12 protein-coding genes are annotated in these 18,123 nt (G+C 35.6%); all 12 read left to right on the top strand.

Features of this window, described 5'->3' with window-relative positions; translation table 11 throughout:
• Window positions 1–157: 157 nt before the first annotated feature.
• The 12 genes from IQ282_RS13085 (at window position 158) to IQ282_RS13140 (ending at window position 18,044) form a co-directional block, all read left to right on the top strand.
• Window positions 158–1,552, top strand: a complete 1,395-nt coding sequence (locus IQ282_RS13085; RefSeq protein WP_317174207.1) for a Fic family protein — start codon at window positions 158–160, stop codon at window positions 1,550–1,552.
• A gap of 562 nt (window positions 1,553–2,114) precedes the next feature.
• Window positions 2,115–2,462, top strand: a complete 348-nt coding sequence (locus IQ282_RS13090) for a hypothetical protein (RefSeq protein ID WP_228547334.1) — start codon at window positions 2,115–2,117, stop codon at window positions 2,460–2,462.
• Window positions 2,463–2,536: 74 nt separating this feature from the next.
• The gene (locus IQ282_RS13095; protein WP_194852320.1) at window positions 2,537–4,096 is read left to right on the top strand and encodes a type I restriction-modification system subunit M; all 1,560 of its coding nucleotides are present in this window, start codon (window positions 2,537–2,539) and stop codon (window positions 4,094–4,096) included.
• A complete protein-coding gene (locus IQ282_RS13100) occupies window positions 4,086–5,237 on the top strand; it encodes a restriction endonuclease subunit S (RefSeq protein ID WP_194852321.1) in 1,152 nt (383 codons plus the stop codon). The genes IQ282_RS13095 and IQ282_RS13100 overlap by 11 nt, the downstream gene beginning before the upstream one ends.
• A gap of 66 nt (window positions 5,238–5,303) precedes the next feature.
• Window positions 5,304–5,690: a hypothetical protein gene (locus tag IQ282_RS13105; protein ID WP_194852322.1), complete on the top strand. Its 387-nt coding sequence runs from the start codon at window positions 5,304–5,306 to the stop codon at window positions 5,688–5,690.
• A complete protein-coding gene (locus IQ282_RS13110) occupies window positions 5,691–7,091 on the top strand; it encodes a hypothetical protein (RefSeq protein ID WP_194852323.1) in 1,401 nt (466 codons plus the stop codon).
• Window positions 7,088–8,842 carry an ATP-dependent nuclease gene (locus IQ282_RS13115; RefSeq protein WP_194852324.1) on the top strand — a complete coding sequence of 585 codons (1,755 nt, stop codon included), beginning with the start codon at window positions 7,088–7,090 and terminating at the stop codon, window positions 8,840–8,842. The genes IQ282_RS13110 and IQ282_RS13115 overlap by 4 nt, the downstream gene beginning before the upstream one ends.
• A gap of 212 nt (window positions 8,843–9,054) precedes the next feature.
• Window positions 9,055–10,734: a reverse transcriptase domain-containing protein gene (locus tag IQ282_RS13120; RefSeq protein WP_194852325.1), complete on the top strand. Its 1,680-nt coding sequence runs from the start codon at window positions 9,055–9,057 to the stop codon at window positions 10,732–10,734.
• 4 nt (window positions 10,735–10,738) lie between these two features.
• Window positions 10,739–11,770: a hypothetical protein gene (locus tag IQ282_RS13125; protein ID WP_194852326.1), complete on the top strand. Its 1,032-nt coding sequence runs from the start codon at window positions 10,739–10,741 to the stop codon at window positions 11,768–11,770.
• A 39-nt stretch (window positions 11,771–11,809) separates the two neighbouring features.
• Complete coding sequence (locus IQ282_RS13130; protein WP_194852327.1) at window positions 11,810–13,600, top strand: GmrSD restriction endonuclease domain-containing protein; 1,791 nt, start codon at window positions 11,810–11,812, stop codon at window positions 13,598–13,600.
• A 22-nt stretch (window positions 13,601–13,622) separates the two neighbouring features.
• Window positions 13,623–14,795, top strand: coding sequence for a PD-(D/E)XK nuclease family protein (locus IQ282_RS13135; RefSeq protein ID WP_194852328.1), 1,173 nt, complete (start codon window positions 13,623–13,625; stop codon window positions 14,793–14,795).
• Window positions 14,796–14,834: 39 nt separating this feature from the next.
• On the top strand, window positions 14,835–18,044 hold the full coding sequence (locus IQ282_RS13140) for a type I restriction endonuclease subunit R (protein ID WP_194852329.1): 3,210 nt from the start codon (window positions 14,835–14,837) through the stop codon (window positions 18,042–18,044).
• Window positions 18,045–18,123: the final 79 nt, after the last annotated feature.

Raw genomic sequence — 18,123 nt, forward strand, 5'->3', positions numbered from 1 at the left:
AATAGAATTTATTTAGCAATAACCCTGATATAATAGAAAATATTTTGCAATTTTGTTCTTCATAACAGTTTTAATGGAAAAGAACAGTCGGTTACACTTAAAAGAAATTATTTATGCCTCCGCTGACTCCGTTGAGTCACGAAGAATATCAAGGTGGGTGAGTGAAGGCCTTGTACGCAAGATAGCCTCAAGGATTTATACGTCAAACCTTGAAGATACACCGGAGGATATTATACAACGAAATATACTTCCTATTCTCGGAAACCTTTATCCTGGAGCCGTATTAAGTCACAGGTCTGCGTTTGAATACCTACCCACATCAACTCATCAAATATTTGTCACTTATAAGTACACAAAAAAAGTAAAACTTCCAGGAATAACTATTCGTTTTATGGAAGGTTCAGAGGCTATTGAGGGTGACACCTCTTTCTCTGGACACCTTATGGTGTCCCAACGAGAACGCGCTTTGTTAGAAAATTTACAAGTTTCAAGACAGACAGGAGCAGATTCTAAAACACTTGCTTACCCTCAAATAGAAGAAAAGATAGAAAAAATAATCAGAGTAAATGGTGAAGATGAACTCAATGCAGTAAGGGACAGAGCAAGAGAAATTTCTGAGGAACTCAATATGCAAAAAGAGTTTGTAAAACTCAACAAAATAATAAGCGCTCTACTAACTACAAGAACAGCAAGCGATCTTAAATCTCCAGTGGCCATAGCAAGAGCTGCTGGTTTACCCTACGACCAAGCGCGAATTAAGATTTTTGAAATTTTATTTAGAGAATTAAAGCAACAAGAATTTAAGAACCGAGAAGAACAGAATAAAACCACACAAGCCTTTCGCAATTTTGCTTTTTATGAGAGTTATTTTTCGAATTATATTGAAGGAACGGTTTTTGAAATTGATACAGCCAAGCAAATAATTGCTACTCAGCAACCGCTCCCGTCGCGTAATGAGGATTCACACGATGTTTTAGGAACTTATCAAATCCTATCCAATAGGCAAGAAATGAAGATAGTGCCTTACTCGCCAGAGAATTTTATTGAAATTCTTCAATATCGTCACGCCACATTGTTAAGTGCTAGAACAGATAAAAAGCCAGGAAAGTTCAAGGATAAAAATAATCAAGCTGGCGACACTTCTTTTGTTGATATGGAGCTAGTACGTGGTACATTGATACAAAGCTTTGACTTTTATAAAGCGCTTACACACCCATTTGCGAAGGCGGCATTTATAATGTTCGTAGTGAGTGAAGTGCATCCTTTTTTAGACGGTAATGGTCGTATGGCTCGGGTGATGATGAATGCCGAATTGTCTAGTGCGGGACATACTAAAATAATCATCCCTACCGTGTATCGTGAAGATTATCTAGGAGGATTACGCCAACTTACCAGAAATAGTAATCCCAAAGTCTACGTACGGATGTTGGAACGGGCACAAGCATTCAGCCATACCATCCACGGAAGTGATATGGACGCTATGGAGGAAATGATACGTAAAAGCAATGCATTTAAAGAGAGCAATGAAAGCGTTCTTAAAATAACAGTTTAATAAGATCAATATCGGATATCGCGATATGCAACAAAAAACAAATTGGTTTTTAAACATAGGATTCACTGATCCTCACGAAAATTGCACTAATAGGAGAGCGGCCATAGCTACAACAGCTGTGCGGAAAGCCTTAAAGGAAAGGAACTCTTTTGTTCTTGATAATGGCAACAACAAAGACATCATCTAAAGCTATATCAACCAAACGAATACAGTAGAGCGTGGAGCTTGTATTAGAGATAAGCTCAAGAGTATTCTGGATATGTGGCTATCTCTTTGGAAATCGCGACAATGTGAATACAACCATATCAATTCATAATATGCCTTTCTAGTAAAGTGCTCTTCCATCTTTTAATCCTATTTGTAACTGGTTAGTAATAAATGAGATGCTGATTTTAAGCTCTTTTTCTTTCCTTTTACTTCCTTATGTTTCCTTTAACATTTATCTTCATCATCCCCTAAACAATCACTTTTTCCTAAAATTTGGATGCTGTGTTGTTTAGGGTATTTTGTTTAATTAAAATGATAATTAATTTAATAATTTAATATGAAACTATTTTACTTTTTGTTAATAACAACAGTATTATCCTTCTCTTCCCATGCGCAATCGTGTGAAGAACAAATTGAATATTTAGAGGATAATTATTATGGTTCTACTTACACTAGCCCTACAAGTACGGCAATTTCTGAGGTTACTTTTTATGAAGCTACCATAGATTATCGTACGGTTTATTTTGCGGTGGTATGTTTCAAGAGTAAGTATTCATACGGTTGTAGTGAATATTTATATCAAGTCGGTTCAAATACTAAATTTAATTATTCTATGAATTATATAGATAGTGCGGGAAACGCATTTCGGAAATATATAGAGCCGTATGGAGATAATTCACCGTGTGCGCCTGATCTGGATTAATTCGCATACATTATTGCTAACATAGTACTTTTAAATTTTCCGCTTTCGCGAAAGCGAACTAACCACAACCCTTAATGGCCAAAGAGAACCTAGTAAAAGAAAAATCCATTGAAGAATCCCTATGGCAAAGTGCCAACAAACTGCGCGGTAGTGTAGAAAGTGCCGAATATAAGCACGTGGTACTGGGGTTGATATTCCTAAAGTTTGCAAGTGACAAGTTTAGAGTGCGCCGGCAAGAGTTGGTAGCAGAAGGTAAAGAGAAGTACCTAGAAATGGCAGCCTTCTATAATGAGAAGAACGTGTTCTTTTTAGAACCTAGCTCTCGATGGAGTTATATTATTGATAATGCTAAACAGGACGATATCGCTATCAAGATCGATACGGCCTTGCATCAAATTGAGAAGGCAAACCCAAGTCTAAAAGGCGCATTGCCTGACAACTACTTCTCCCGACTGCAACTGGATAAAAGCAAACTGGGTGCCTTGCTGGACACCATTAATAAAATCGATACCCAAAAAGATGAAGCCACAGACATCGTAGGTCGAGTCTATGAATATTTTCTAAGCAAGTTTGCACTGGCTGAGGGAAAAGGTAAAGGAGAATTCTATACGCCTAAAAGCATCGTTAACCTGATTGCAGAATTGATTGAACCTTACGAGGGTATCATCTATGATCCTGCTTGTGGCTCTGGTGGGATGTTCGTACAATCCATCAAGTTTATTGAAAACCATAACGGGAATAAAAAGAACATTTCCATCTATGGTCAGGAATATACCAACACCACCTACAAACTTGCCAAAATGAATCTCGCCATACGAGGTATTGCAGGCAATCTAGGAGCTGTTGCGGCAGATACTTTTGCACGAGATCAACACCCAGATCTTAAAGCAGATTACATCATGGCAAACCCACCTTTCAATCAAAAGGACTGGCGTGCTGAAAACGAATTGACCAACGATCCTAGATGGCAGGGCTATGAAACACCGCCAAAATCCAATGCCAACTATGCCTGGATCTTGAATATGGTGGCAAAGCTATCTGATAATGGCGTTGCCGGGTTTATTCTTGCTAATGGTGCCCTGTCTGGCGGTGGCGAGGAATACAAGATACGCAGGAAGCTGATTGAGAATAATCTCGTCGAAGCTATTGTGATTTTACCACAGAATATGTTTTACACTACGAACATAAGCGTGACCCTTTGGATTCTTAACAAGAACAAAAAAGAGAATACCCGTAACATAGGAACTGTTGAGAGGCATTACCGGGACCGGGAAGAAGAAGTATTGTTTATGGATTTACGTCAGGTAGGTATTCCTTTTGAAAAGAAGTTTATCCAGTTTAGTGATGATAATATCGAGCAGGTCACCACGGCTTATTACCAGTGGCAACAACAGGATACCGATTATAAAGATGTTCCAGAGTTTTGTGCCGCTGTCGCGAAAGCAGAAATTATTAAAAAGGACTTTTCGCTAGTACCTAGTAAATACATTGAGTTCATCAACCGTGATGAACAAGTTGACTTTCACGATAAGATGGAAGAATTGCAAACTACCGTTAAAACGCTTATGGCAGAGAAAACCCAAAATGATACAGCACTAGCTGCTGTATTTAAAAAGATGGGTTATGAAATCTAATTACAGGCGCATAGGCGACTTTATTGAACGTGTAAATACTCGAAATAAAGAAGGGCTTTACAGCGAACTCTTAGGCATCAATATCAACAAATATTTCATGCCATCGGTTGCAAACGTGGTGGGAACAGACCTGACTAAATATAAAGTGGTGGAACACCAGATGTTTGCCTGCAATAGAATGCACGTGGGAAGAGATATGCGATTGCCTATAGCTGTTTCAAAGAGTACAGACCCCTTTTTGGTTTCGCCTGCTTATGATGTTTTTGAGATAACCAAACCAGACCAATTGTTGCACGATTACTTAATGATGTGGTTTACAAGAGCAGAGTTTGATAGAAATACTTGGTTTTTCACTGATACGGATGTTCGCGGAAAGTTGGGTTGGGATTCTTTTTGCGATATGACTTTACCAGTTCCATCTTTAGAAAAGCAGCAGGAGATTGTCGATGATTATCATACGGTTCAAGAGCGCATACGCATCAATGAAGAACTGAATAACGCCTTAGAAGAAACGGCGCAAACTCTTTATAAGCATTGGTTTGATACAGATGAAAATCAAGATAAAGTTTTCATTGATGATTTAATTGAGTTTAATCCAAAACATACTATTCCGAAAGGATTAATGGCGCCATACATCGAAATGAGCGATGTGATTGAAAATAAATTAAGTGTTTCGGGATATCGAATGAGGTCTTTTAAATCTGGTTCAAAGTTTTGTAACAATGATATATTGTTTGCTAGGATTACTCCTTGTTTAGAGAATGGAAAAACGGCAATTGTGAGTGGATTACCTCAAAATAGCCTCGGTTTTGGATCAACGGAATTTATAATTATGCGACCAAAAAAGCCTGCTAATTTTTACTGGGTTTATTGCTTAGCTAGAGACGAGAAATTTCGGAATTATGCAATAAGCAGCATGGTAGGATCATCGGGAAGGCAAAGAGTTCATAGTGATTACCTTAAAGAATTTAAGGTTTCAAGCAAAGTTTTTGATGTTATGGATGAATTCGAGAATACTATAAAACCAGTTATCAACTCAGTAATTCAAAATAGCGAGATGAATAATAAATTAGAGGAGGTGAAAAAACTTTTACTCTCAAAAATGGCAACGGTAATGGATGAAAAAGAGTTTGCAAATTAATTAGAGACTGAAATGGACGAAAGGGAATTTATGTTAAAAGATACGCAGGACTTAAAACTCCTGTTTATGGATAATCTCAAATACAGTACCAGGCGCTATGATGTAGTGAGTTTAATATTTAATGGTTTTGGAATTTATGCTAACTATGAATTGTTTAAATCTGCCAGTAACTTTAATTTAGGAACGGCATTTTTAATGGGTTCAAGCTTAATATTAATAGTACTCGCTTTTGCAAATCTGTATGTGTTGCGATGCGAAAGTAGTTTGCAAAGCAAGTGGTTTACTCTATTTCAAAGCATACCCTACAAACCTGAAAAAGAGAGGAATGCACAATTAGCTAAAGCAAACAAATTTGAAAATAGGCAAGAGCGTAAAAGAGGTGTTATCTATTTGGGATTGATTTTGACAACGGTTTTGACTTTGGTGGGGTTCGTGGTTTTGAATTTAGGGTAAATGGATGATATGAAGAAGCATAGGTTTAATGATTTATTTAGTTCATATCCAGTGATAATTGAAAGCCCAATAAAAATGACCTATCCAAATGAGGTTGTTACTATTTACAAGGGAGTTTTTACTCTTAAAATAAAAGAGATTGAAATAAATCTTGAAGGCAAATTAGAATTTAGATGGTTCCCTCATCCTTCAGTAGCTTATTTGGGAAAACCTGTCGATGACATAACTCATATACACACCTTTATAAAGTATAATGGTGATATATCTGTTTTTATTGATGAAAAATATTTTGGTAAAGGTCCGCTAATAGATATTAACCTAGGTAATCCACAATCTGATTTTTCTTTTAGAGGAATGATTTCACACCCTGCTATTAAAGGTGATCAATTGGTTCCTGTCAACCAAATTATTTTTTCTATTCCTAATTTTGGTGATTTCATTGGTTATAATGTTCAGAAGGTAAGTGGATCTATGAATTCCGCAATTAAAGCTAGATTATCATTGGAATGCAAAGAATATGCAATTTCAATAGATCGACATATCGATTTAAAGGAACGTTTGCGTAATGTCAGTGATAATGGAGGATACCATATTTTAAGCGACGGTTTAGTTGAAAGTAAAATAGGTAAAATCACATTTGAGCAGTCTCAAGAAATAATGTTGTCGCTTAGTACCTTTCTGACATTTGTTAGTGGTAAACGGACAAGTCCAATTTTTCGGATAGGTTATTTAGATAACAAAGAGTCTTGGAAAGACTACTCAAGTTATTTGTTTGATAGTTACCAGTACACTGAAAGCTGGATGCCAAAAAGAATTACCGATGATTTCAAGGGTTTATGGTTAAATTATAGAAAAATCTGGAATGACGAGGATGATAAAGATTTTTTACAAACAGCCATTCACTGGTATATTGAAGCAAATACCAGTAAATTTTTAGACACAGCAATTGTTAATGCGCAAGCAGCCTTAGAATTATTGTATAATTGGTGGGTTGTAGAACAAAAACAAATGATGCTAGGTACTGATAGTGATAGAATTAGTGCTGCGAATAAAATTCGACTAGTTGTCTCTCAAATAGAAATAAGTCAATCCGTACCCAGGGATTTTACTTTTTTGACTAATTACATCAGTAGATTTCCTAATATTCTAGACGGTCCAGACACAATTGTACAAACACGAAATGCTATTGTTCATTCAAAAAAGAAGAACCGAGAAAAACTTAATTCAATTAACAACGAAATCAAACATGAAACAATGCAGTTAAGTTTGTGGTATATTGAATTAGCACTTCTGAAAATCTTAAATTATTCTGGGAAATATATAAATAGGGTTGCGTGTATCACACGTCAAAAACGATGGGAAGAAAATGTACCATGGTTTAATAAAACAAAAACATCATGAGAATTATTAGTTTTTCAGTCAACAATTTTAGAGCGATAAATGGTGGTCTAGAGCAAAATACGATTGAATTTAAAGACTCAAATACAATTTTTATATTGGGTCAAAATAATGTAGGTAAATCAAGTTTTTTGAGAGCATATGAATATTATGCAAAAAGTATTTCATGTAAAATAGAAGATTTTTTTAGGCAGGATATTGATTCTAAAATAGAATTTGAACTTCGACTACAGTTAGACGATTACGATTTTGAAAAGACATCAATTGCTAAAAAAGCTGACTCTTTGAAAGATTGGTTGGATGAAAATAATATTCTTTACATAAGACGTGAAATTAAAGCTAATCAAAAAGGAAAAACAACCACTATAGAAAAAGCTCAAAATTTTACTTGGGATAATAATTTAAACGATTGGGTTGAAAAAAGCTATGGAGGCTTAGGACTCGATACAGTTTTTCAGGCTGCTCTTCCTACACCGATATTTATCAAAGCAATGCCAACAGAAGAAGAGGTTGATGTAATTATAAATGAAATTCTTGCAGCAAAGGCAGCACTAAGACTCAAAGAGAAAGATCGGGAAGAATTAAAAATAGCTCAGGAAAAAATGAGAGAACTTCAGGATAAGCTTTACAATGCAGAATCTATAAAAGCTTATAAAACTGAGGTTAATAATCAATTTAAAAACTTGTTTCCTAATACCACTATAGAGTTAGAGGAAAAAGATAATGTTAAATGGACTCAGAAATCCTTAGAGAAAAAATTTTCGGTCCAATTTAGGCGTAATAATGAAGATGGGAACTTTGATGAAAGTGTTCCAACTAATTATAATCAAATGGGACATGGCGCTGTCAGATCCGCCATATTTTCTTTATTGCTTATGAGAGATATTGCAGATGAGTATGAGCGTGTTGAGAATCAAAAAGATTACATGGTTCTGTTCGAGGAACCAGAGCTTTTCTTACATCCAAAACTTACGAAACAGTTAAGGACTTTAGTTTATTCTGTAAGTAATTCTTCTACGCCATATCAAGTATTATGTGCTTCACACTCTCCTCAAATGATTGATATAACTGAAGAAAAAGCCTCTTTGGTAAGAATGGTTAATAAGAATGATACAACCACCATGTATCAAATAAATGATGAGTTTTTAAAAAGATCGAAAGGAGTAAAAACTAGAATTGAATTAAAGCAAGAGATGAACGAAGTGTTACGATTCAATCCATTTATTTGCGAAGCATTCTATGCAGATGAAGTAATTCTGATCGAAGGGCCTACTGAGGAAATCTTGTTACGTGGTTACCTCTCAAGTTTGGATACTCATAAAGACTTGTTCGTAGTGAATTGTGGTACGGTAAATAACATTCCATTTTATCAGAAATTATTCTCTAAATTTTCTATAAAATATCATGTTATATGTGATACTGACAAAGCTGTTGAAAATGGCATAGATAAATTTAATCTGCCTATTTATAATACAGGAATACAAGGATCAATTTACGAACAGTTTGCCTTAGATAAAGCGATAGAAAACTATGATTCAGGAATTTTGAGCCTTCATAAAGAAACCTTTGAACCAGCGCATCAATCAGAAGATATTCCAGTAGAACTGAGGTATCCGATTGATTATCCTAAAAATAATGGTAAGCCATTAAATGCAAACTTATATTGGAAAGATATTCTCAGTAAGAATCTAGATCATGAGAAAATATCAATGGTGCCAATCATTCGATTTACAAACTTAATTATGAATTCATAAAACAACAAAAATAAATGCTTAGTAGCTCTGCTAAGTGCTTGGCACTGTTTCAGAGTAAATTAAAGTATGGCTATAGAAGATTGTATATTGTTTTCTAAAACGTTACTCTATGCTAGCCCTCGTATTTTCCATAATATACAACAATTTGGGATTATACATTCGATTCGATTCCGGTAGTAATCCGGCCCAGAGTGAAACGCATTTTTTATATTATGAATATTAAAAAATTTGAATATTATTTTTCTGAGCGTGTGCTTCTGAAAATTCTTTGCAGAAAGAGGATTTTATTAGCTAAGAAGGAGCACGATAAATTATTTCACAAGAAAATTTTATTAAAAAAAGGACATGACAACTTAGATGAGCTTTATCAAATATTTCCTAGTCGAAATAAATGGTTACGATTAAATAAAAATGAAAGAAGAGGAAAAAGCGCTTTAGAAATAAACGTAATTCAATTAGAGAGAACAGTTTTGAGAGCTACAGAAAAGTTCAAAAAGAAACCTATTGAGAAATGGCATCAAAACTTAATAGAGATGCTCCTTGCTTTGAGGAGTAATATTTTAAATCATAAATATGAGGTTCCTAAGCCATTAGTATTAAAACAGTTTAAGGAAATTAAGAGTAAAAAAACAATTTATAGACCTATTGCGTATTTTGAATATTTAGATCGAATTATTATAGGTCAGGTTAATAAATATTTAACCGATTGTTTTGATCCATTATTTCTGGATTGTTCCTATGCTTTTCGATCTATTAAAAAAGGTGGTAAGCCTTTTACCCATCATTTAGCAGTCGAAGACATAATCAATTTTAAAAAAGAGCATCATAACGAGGATTTATATGTTGCTGAATGTGATATTAAAAAATTTTATGACTGCGTTAATCATAATAAAGCTAAAGAAATCTTCAAGATAAATATTAAGAAATGTAATTCGCAAGGCATTGAAATTGACAATAGAGCTAAAAATCTATTCTACTCTTATTTAGAATGTTATTCATTTAATGAAGATGTTTTGGCCGCACGATTACCTAAGAATAGTGAATTTGGCTGGGTCAAAACTAGCGACTTGTTAAAAGTAGGGTCTGATTCTACAAATGAATCAATTGGTGTACCGCAAGGCGGCGCTATATCATGCTTAATTGCAAATCTACTAATGCATGAGGTTGATGAAAAAGTCATGAAGTTTATCGATAAAAAAAATACTTTTTATGCACGTTTTTGTGATGACATGGTATTATTGAGTAATTCAAAAGGAGATTGTAAATCGATATTGGAAGTTTATAGCAATACACTTAAAGACATGAAATTACTAAGTCATCCTTTCTCTGAATTTAAAGTTTACTCCAAGGAATTTTGGAAATCCAAATCAAAAGCACCCTATAAATGGGCTAAAAATGATTTTGCTAAAAACGTCAAAAATAATGTGCCTTGGTTATCATTTGTGGGGTATCAAGTTAATAGTGATTTAAAAATTAGAGTAAGGAGATCTTCCTTAAAAAAAGAAATTAATAAGCAATTTAGAGAAACGGGAAAAGTTATAAGCTTGATTAATGGAGGATTTGATTTTAGGATATCTGAGCGAGCAATCAAATATCGTGTTACTCAAAGATTATTGTCAATGTCAGTTGGTCGTAGAAATGTTTTTTACCGTGACCAAAGTATACAAATGTGCTGGACATCTGGATTCAAACTGCTAAGAGAAAGTGACAACATTGTTTTTCAACCTAAACATTTAGATAGGAAAAGAGCAAAGAACTTAGCTAGGTTGGACTCCAAACTTCGTAAAATGGATAAAGCTAACAGACCGGATAGAAATAGAAAAAAAGCAGATATAGATAAGGAGCCAAAATACTATGGACATCCATTTAGTTATTTTTCTCAATTAAAATAAACTTATGACAACAATAAAACTCAACCAAAAACTAAAACGCATCGAGATCCAGAAATTCGAACTCGATAATGCTATCGTATTCAATTATTTTGATAATCTACCAGTAACGGATAGAGATGAAAAATTCATACGGGCACTTTATATAGGTGTACTTGCACTTATGGAAGACCGTATATCATCCTTTCTATCAAAAACCTCCAATGAACTGGGTACTGAGCTGGAAAGTCTAAAGATGATTTTTGAGATGAAAAAAGAATTGTTCTATAAGTCAACTATCAAGGGTACACTTGCAGAAGATGAATTAGCAAACGCACTCAACGAGTATTTCAAAAGTAAGCGTATGCCAGATCAAGCATTGTTAACTGGCAACAGCGCTGGAGAACTCGCAAGAAATAAAACGGGAGATATAATTTGTCAAATAGGCAATGACGGCGATCTCAAAATAGCGATTGAATGTAAGTTCGATAAAAGTATCAAACTGGGTCCTATTGATGGTAAGGATTTATTTATTAGAAAGTCAGATACGGCTTGGAGTCAACTTATAGAATCAAATGCGAATAGAAATTCTAAAGTGAGCATTATCGTTTTTGATATTTCGTTAGTAGATAATTCTGTTCTAAAGTTTACAGAAAATGTAGGTTTCATTCCTGAAATAGGATTTGTTGCTATCATTGATTCTCAAAGAGGAGATTATTCAAATCTGATCATCGCTTATATGCTGGCACGCGATATTGCCATGAGTGCGAAAGATTTGGATATCGATAAGGATATTCTTTCCATTCTTGTAACCCGTATTTTGAAAGATATCAATGAAATACGTACGGTCAAGAATCTGGTAGAAAGGAACATCGATAACAATAAAGATATCCTCAAACAGATTGAGAAATCTATTCTCTTGATGGAGTTTAATCAAAAGTATCTAGCTCAATTTTTGGAAACAGGAACGCTTACTAAAAAGGATTTATTGGATTTCTATATGGGTGAGGATGTAAAGGATCAATTTAAATTGATAGAAAAGGATATTCTTAAATTATAGATCATTTAGAAATCAAAATTCCAATAATAATACACTTACATGGCAAAATACTCCGTTCACCAGCAACCCGTAGACACATTACTCAGTTGGATTAAATCTGGCGAGATCGCTATACCGGAGATACAAAGGCCCTTTGTATGGAAAGCGGCCAAAGTACGCGACCTCATAGATTCTCTATATCAAGGTTTTCCAGTAGGGTATATCATTACCTGGCGTAATCCTGATGTGAAATTGAAAAATGGTGAACTCTCAGCAGGTAAGAAAGTTTTGATAGATGGACAGCAACGCATTACAGCTTTAACGGCTGCCATTGTGGGTCAGCGAGTCTTAAATAAGAATTACAAAGAGATCAACATACGTATTGCTTTTAACCCGCTGCTGGAGCGTTTTGAAGTTCTAAATAAGGCTTATGAAAAAAGTCCAGAATGGATTAATAATATCAATCCAATCGTAAATGATGAGATATCCATTACGAAGGCCATTAGGAATTATATAGAATTGAATCCTGATGTAAGTGAGGATCTGGTAGAAGATAGGATAGAAAATCTTAAACGCATTAAGAATAAACAAGTCGGTATCATAGAATTAGATCATTCTTTAGACATTGATACCGTTACAGAGATCTTCATACGCATCAATCAAAAAGGTGTCGTATTGAGCAACGCTGATTTTGTAATGTCAAAAATCGCTTCAGACGAGCAGTATGGTGGTAATAAACTGCGCAAGCTCGTCGACTATTTCTGTAGGCTAATAGTCGATAAGGATTTCAATAGGCATATCATTGATAACGATAAGACTTTTGCAGCAAGCGATTACTACAAAGGGATTGAATGGATGGCAACAGGACAAGATGATCTGTATGTGCCAAACTATATTGATGTGTTAAGGGTAGCATTTACCAATAAATTCAGCAGAGGGAAATTTAGCGATTTGGTCGCCTTGCTATCCGGTCGAAATTTTGAATTACGCACCTATGAAGGCGATATCGCAGAGGCGAGTTATAAAAAGCTTTCTGAGGGATTAATGGATGTGGTCAATAAAAGCTATTATCAACGGTTTTTAATGATCATTAAATCTGCTGGTTTTATCAGCAACAAACTCATCTCATCAAAAAATGCATTGAATTTCTCTTATGCCTTGTATTTAAAACTGCGTAATGAAGGAGTTGGAGAAAACGAAACACAGTACTACGTTAAAAAATGGTTGGTCATGTCGCTATTGATAGGTCGTTATTCTGGTTCGTCAGAGTCTATGATTGACGAGGATATCAAACAGATCAATGAAAAGGGAATAGAGGAATATCTCGCGCAAATGCAGAGAACTCATTTGGGAGACGGTTTCTGGGACTTCGGGATTATTTCAGACCTAGAGAGTACTAGTGTAAATAACAACGCATACAACGTCTATCTGGCGGCACAGTGTAATGAGCAAAGCGTAGCCTTTTTATCCAAGAGTATGAAAATAAGTAGCCTTATCGAGCAACGCGGAGACATTCATCACATCTTCCCTAAAAAGTACTTATCAGATAATGGCTATGTACTCAGACAGTACAATCAAGTAGCTAATTATGTGTATACAGAACAGGCAACAAACATTAAGGTAGGAAAGCTTCCTCCCATGGATTACCTGAGTAAAGTACAAGAAGAAATAGTCAATGGAGTCATTAAAATTTCAACTATTGATACTCAGGAAAATTTAGTTCAAAACCTCGAAGCAAATGACATACCACTAGCACTTCTTGACTACACGCATGAAAACTTTAAAGACTTTTTAGTAGAGCGACGGAAGTTGATGGCTGCTAAGGTTCGTAGGTATTATGAAAGTTTATAACACACTAGAAACCGATTTAATAATGAAAGAACTAAACCAATTACAAGATTTTCTTGATCAAAATGAAATACCCAAATCAAAAAAGCGGCCGAAGACTTTTTTAGGTATTGCAAAGCAACCTCATTATGAGAATGTGTTGAGCAATATGTATGCTTTCTTCTTTGATGAAAATGAGGTCCATGGTTTTAAGGATTTATTTACCACTAGTCTCATGCAACTTATTGAGCAAAAGACTCAGAACAAGCTGTTGTTTCAATGGAATAATAAGAACTTTTCTCAATTTCAAAACTTCATTCCAAGAACTGAGGTAAATACAGGAAATGGCCGAATTGACCTATTATTAGACAATGGAGAACAAGCAATCATTATCGAGAACAAAGTATATCATCACTTAAATAATGACCTGCAAGACTATTGGAACAGTATAGAATATAACGATGAGTTTAAAATAGGCATAGTACTTTCATTACAACCTATTCCATTTATTCAATATGACAAGTTTGAAAGTTCGCCTCATTATATAAACGTCACACATTTAGAATTAGTTAATCAAATCGAGAAAAATATAGGTAGTTACTTATTAGATGCAAATCATAAGTATCAAATTTTTCTAACCGACTTTATTCAAAACATTATCAATATGAGTACACCAGTTTTAACATCTAAGGAAATAGCGTTCTATTTTGAAAATCAAGAGAAAATAAATGATGTAGTGTCTTTTAAAAAAAATCTAAGAGATCACATCATTGCTGAAGTAGAGAAAGCAAATACCATATTAGAAGTTTTTAATTACAACGCTCCAAGAGTTAATTCTTTTAACGACAAGAGAGCACGTTATTTTGTGTCGCCTAATCATCCTAACTTAATGATTGTTGTGGTGTTTGCTAATATGGTAGATGAAAATAAGAACGGAACGATGCATATAGCCGTTGAGCTTACTAATTCATTACTTAAAGATCGAGAGCAGTATCGCAGTATCAAATTCACGCCAGAAGAAGAAGAAATCGCTTTTTGTGAACACTTCACTAGTACAAATGAAAGCTGGTCTCATTTTGCTGTAAAGCATTACCACCCAACGAATGCAGAGATCGCAAACCTTGGTGAATTTGTTGCAGATTGGATTAGAGATGATCACTTATTATCTATTTATCATAAAATAGATAGTTATTTAACAGAGAAGAAAAATAAAGGATAGTGAGATAGGCTTTCGCGAAAGCGAAATATAAATCAGTGTATGCAAAAATTCACAGAAGCACAATTAGAACAAGCATTTGCCGAGCTGATCGCTCAAGAAGGATATGTGCATGTCTTAGGCGAACAATTAAATAGAACTGCCGAGGATGTTCTCATTGAAGAAGATCTATGGTCCTATTTGCACAAACGTTATGCTCATAAGAATATCACCAAAGGAGAAATAGAAACCATTCTATTTGATCTAAAACGATTGCCTGCCTCCGACCTTTATGAGACCAATAAAATCATCATGAAGCGTTTACGCGATGGGTTTATCATAAAGCGGGAAGATTATACGCAAAAGGATTTTCATGTATATCTCATCGATTATGCGGGACTTGAGGAGCAGGTGGATAGCGCAAATGTCGATATGGTTGTGGCAGATCCAGGTGCTCCTTATAACAAGGATGCCAACATATACAAGTTTGTGACCCAGATGAAGATTGTGGAGAATCATCCAGCAGGCCGTATCCCAGATGGGATTTTATATATCAATGGGTTGCCATTAGTGGTTTTTGAATTCAAAACAGCCATTCAGGAGGATTGTACGATTCACGACGCCTTCAAACAAATTACTACTAGGTACGACCGAGATATTCCGTCGCTTTTTAAATACAATTTATTCTGCGTTATTAGTGATGGAGTAAACAACAAAGCGGGTTCTTTCTTTGCGCCTTATGAGTTCTTCTATGCCTGGAGACGTATAGCTGGTCTAGCTGCAGATGTAGATGGAATCAACAGCATGTTTACCCTAGTGCAGGGGATGCTGCATAAAAACAGGTTGCGTGACATTGCTCGCAATTTCATCTTTATGCCGGATAGTAGTAAGAAAGACATGAAGATTGTATGTCGCTATCCTCAATACTATGCTGCTCGTGCGTTGTACGATAATATCAAATTAGTACAGCGTCCAGATGGTAATGGAAAAGGAGGTACGTATTTCGGAGCCACTGGTAGTGGAAAGAGTTTTACCATGCTTTATCTAGCCAGGCTATTGATGAAGAGTATTCATTTCAATAACCCTACTATTATTTTAATAACAGATCGCACCGATCTAGATGATCAACTTTCAGAGGATTTCACGAATGCAAAAGGATTCTTAGGAGACGATAACATCATAAGTGTTAACAGCCGATTGCATTTGAGAGAGCTACTTCAAGGGATAGAAAGCGGTGGTGTATTTCTAACGACCATCCATAAGTTTACAGAGGATACTAAAATCCTAACGGATCGTAACAATGTGATCTGCATAAGCGACGAGGCGCACCGCAGTCAAACCAATCTAGATCAAACCATAAAGGTCACAGAAGAAGGAGTCAAAAAAACGTATGGCTTTGCCTATTATTTGCATCAATCACTCCCTAACGCTACTTATGTAGGTTTTACAGGTACGCCAGTAGATGCTACTCTAGATGTTTTTGGAAAAGTAGTAGATGTTTATACCATGACGGAGTCTGTTCGAGATGAAATTACCGTTCGATTGGTTTATGAGGGACGAGCCGCTCTTGTCAATTTGAAAAATAGCAAGCTGCTGGATATTGAACAATACTATCAAGAAGCAGAGCAGGCTGGAGCAAACACTTATCAAGTGGAGCGCAGCAAGGAGCAAAGCGCCAGTATGAAAGCGATTTTAGGCGATCCTGATCGTCTAAAAGAAGTGGCGAAGGATTTTGTAAACCACTATGAAACCAGAGTTAAGGAGGGTGCCACTGTAAAAGGCAAAGCGATGTTCGTGAGCAGCAGTCGAGAAATCGCATATGATTTCTATAAAGAACTCATCGCATTAAGACCTGAGTGGGCAGAAACCAAAGTTGCTGAAGAAGGAGCCCAACTAACCGAGCAAGAAAAGAAGGAAATCAAACCTATGGAACGGGTAAAGCTTATCATGACCAGGAATAAGGACGATGATAAAAAGCTTTATAATATGCTGGGAACTAAAGATTATCGTAAAGAATTGGATCGACAATTCAAAAATGAGAAATCTAATTTCAAGATAGCTATCGTTGTCGATATGTGGCTTACTGGTTTTGATGTTCCGTTTTTAGATACGATCTACATAGACAAACCGGTACAGGAACATAATCTGATCCAGACCATCTCACGTGTGAATCGTAAATTCTCTGGTAAACAAAAGGGACTGATTGTCGATTACATAGGCATCAAAAAGAGAATGAATATCGCTTTGAAAAAGTATGGAGAAGGCGAGGAGGATAACATGGAGGAAGTTGAAAAGTCACTCGTGGCCATGCGCGACATGCTAGACCTTCTGTCTCGATTCTTTCACACTTTTGATAGCAAGGCCTATTTTACAGGTTTACCTATGGAGCAACTACTGACCTTGAATAAGGCGTCAGAATTTGTAATGCAGGAAGAAAAGAAGGAGAAGCGCTTCATGGATATAGCCAAACGTCTTAAAGCGGCATATGATATTTGTTGTGGTAGCGAAAAGGTAAAACAAGCCGAGCGTGACTACATTCACTATTATCTAGCTATACGAAGTATAGTTTTCAAACTAACTAAAGGCAACGCTCCAGATACTGCACAAATGAATGCCAAGGTACGGGAGATGATTAAAGACGCGCTAGAAAGTGATGGAGTTCACGAAATCTTCAAAATAGGTGAAGGCGATACCTCAGAATACGATCTGTTTGATGAAGATTATATAGCAAAGATCAACAAGATCAAACTACCAAATACAAAAATCAAGTTGCTGCAACAACTTCTCGCCAAAGCAATAGGTGAATTAAAGAAGAACAACAAAGTTGCAGGGGTTGACTTTAGTAAGAAAATGGAAGCCTTAGTCCAGCGCTATAATGAACGAAAAGAGGATACTTGGCGTAGTGAAGCCATGGACGAATTTGCAGACGAAATTACAGAGTTGATTTGGAAAATAAAGGAGGAGTTTGAATCTGGTGATGAAATGGGAATCAGCTTTGAAGAAAAAGCATTTTACGATATTTTGAAATCACTTTGCGAGAAATATGACTTTAACTACCCTGATGACAAATTGATAGAGCTGGCTAAGGAAACTAAAGAATTAGTAGATTCTCAGGTCAAATATCCAGACTGGAGTACTAGGGATGATATCAAAGCAGCTTTGAAAGTTGGCTTGATATTATTGCTAGATAAGTGGGGTTACCCACCTGTCGAGCGAGATGAAGTTTATCAAGATATTTTTGAGCAAGCCGAGAATTTTAAGAAGAATAGGTAGGTTGAATATAAATATTTTCAATTTTCTAAAAATAACTTATCGCTTTCCATGAAATCAGTCTCGAGTCTATTTATAATTA

Origin of the sequence: Nonlabens antarcticus (assembly GCF_015356755.1) — a bacterium.
In the GTDB taxonomy this organism is placed as follows: Bacteria; Bacteroidota; Bacteroidia; order Flavobacteriales; family Flavobacteriaceae; genus Nonlabens; species Nonlabens antarcticus.

Bases quoted from the DNA above. Each gene is read 5' to 3' on its own strand.
- IQ282_RS13095 (WP_194852320.1), top strand. From the start codon at position 2,537: ATGGCCAAAGAGAACCTAGTAAAAGAAAAATCCATTGAAGAATCCCTA.
- IQ282_RS13100 (WP_194852321.1), top strand. From the start codon at position 4,086: ATGAAATCTAATTACAGGCGCATAGGCGACTTTATTGAACGTGTAAAT.
- IQ282_RS13105 (WP_194852322.1), top strand. From the start codon at position 5,304: ATGGATAATCTCAAATACAGTACCAGGCGCTATGATGTAGTGAGTTTA.
- IQ282_RS13110 (WP_194852323.1), top strand. From the start codon at position 5,691: ATGGATGATATGAAGAAGCATAGGTTTAATGATTTATTTAGTTCATAT.
- IQ282_RS13115 (WP_194852324.1), top strand. From the start codon at position 7,088: ATGAGAATTATTAGTTTTTCAGTCAACAATTTTAGAGCGATAAATGGT.
- IQ282_RS13120 (WP_194852325.1), top strand. From the start codon at position 9,055: ATGAATATTAAAAAATTTGAATATTATTTTTCTGAGCGTGTGCTTCTG.
- IQ282_RS13125 (WP_194852326.1), top strand. From the start codon at position 10,739: ATGACAACAATAAAACTCAACCAAAAACTAAAACGCATCGAGATCCAG.
- IQ282_RS13130 (WP_194852327.1), top strand. From the start codon at position 11,810: ATGGCAAAATACTCCGTTCACCAGCAACCCGTAGACACATTACTCAGT.
- IQ282_RS13135 (WP_194852328.1), top strand. From the start codon at position 13,623: ATGAAAGAACTAAACCAATTACAAGATTTTCTTGATCAAAATGAAATA.
- IQ282_RS13140 (WP_194852329.1), top strand. From the start codon at position 14,835: ATGCAAAAATTCACAGAAGCACAATTAGAACAAGCATTTGCCGAGCTG.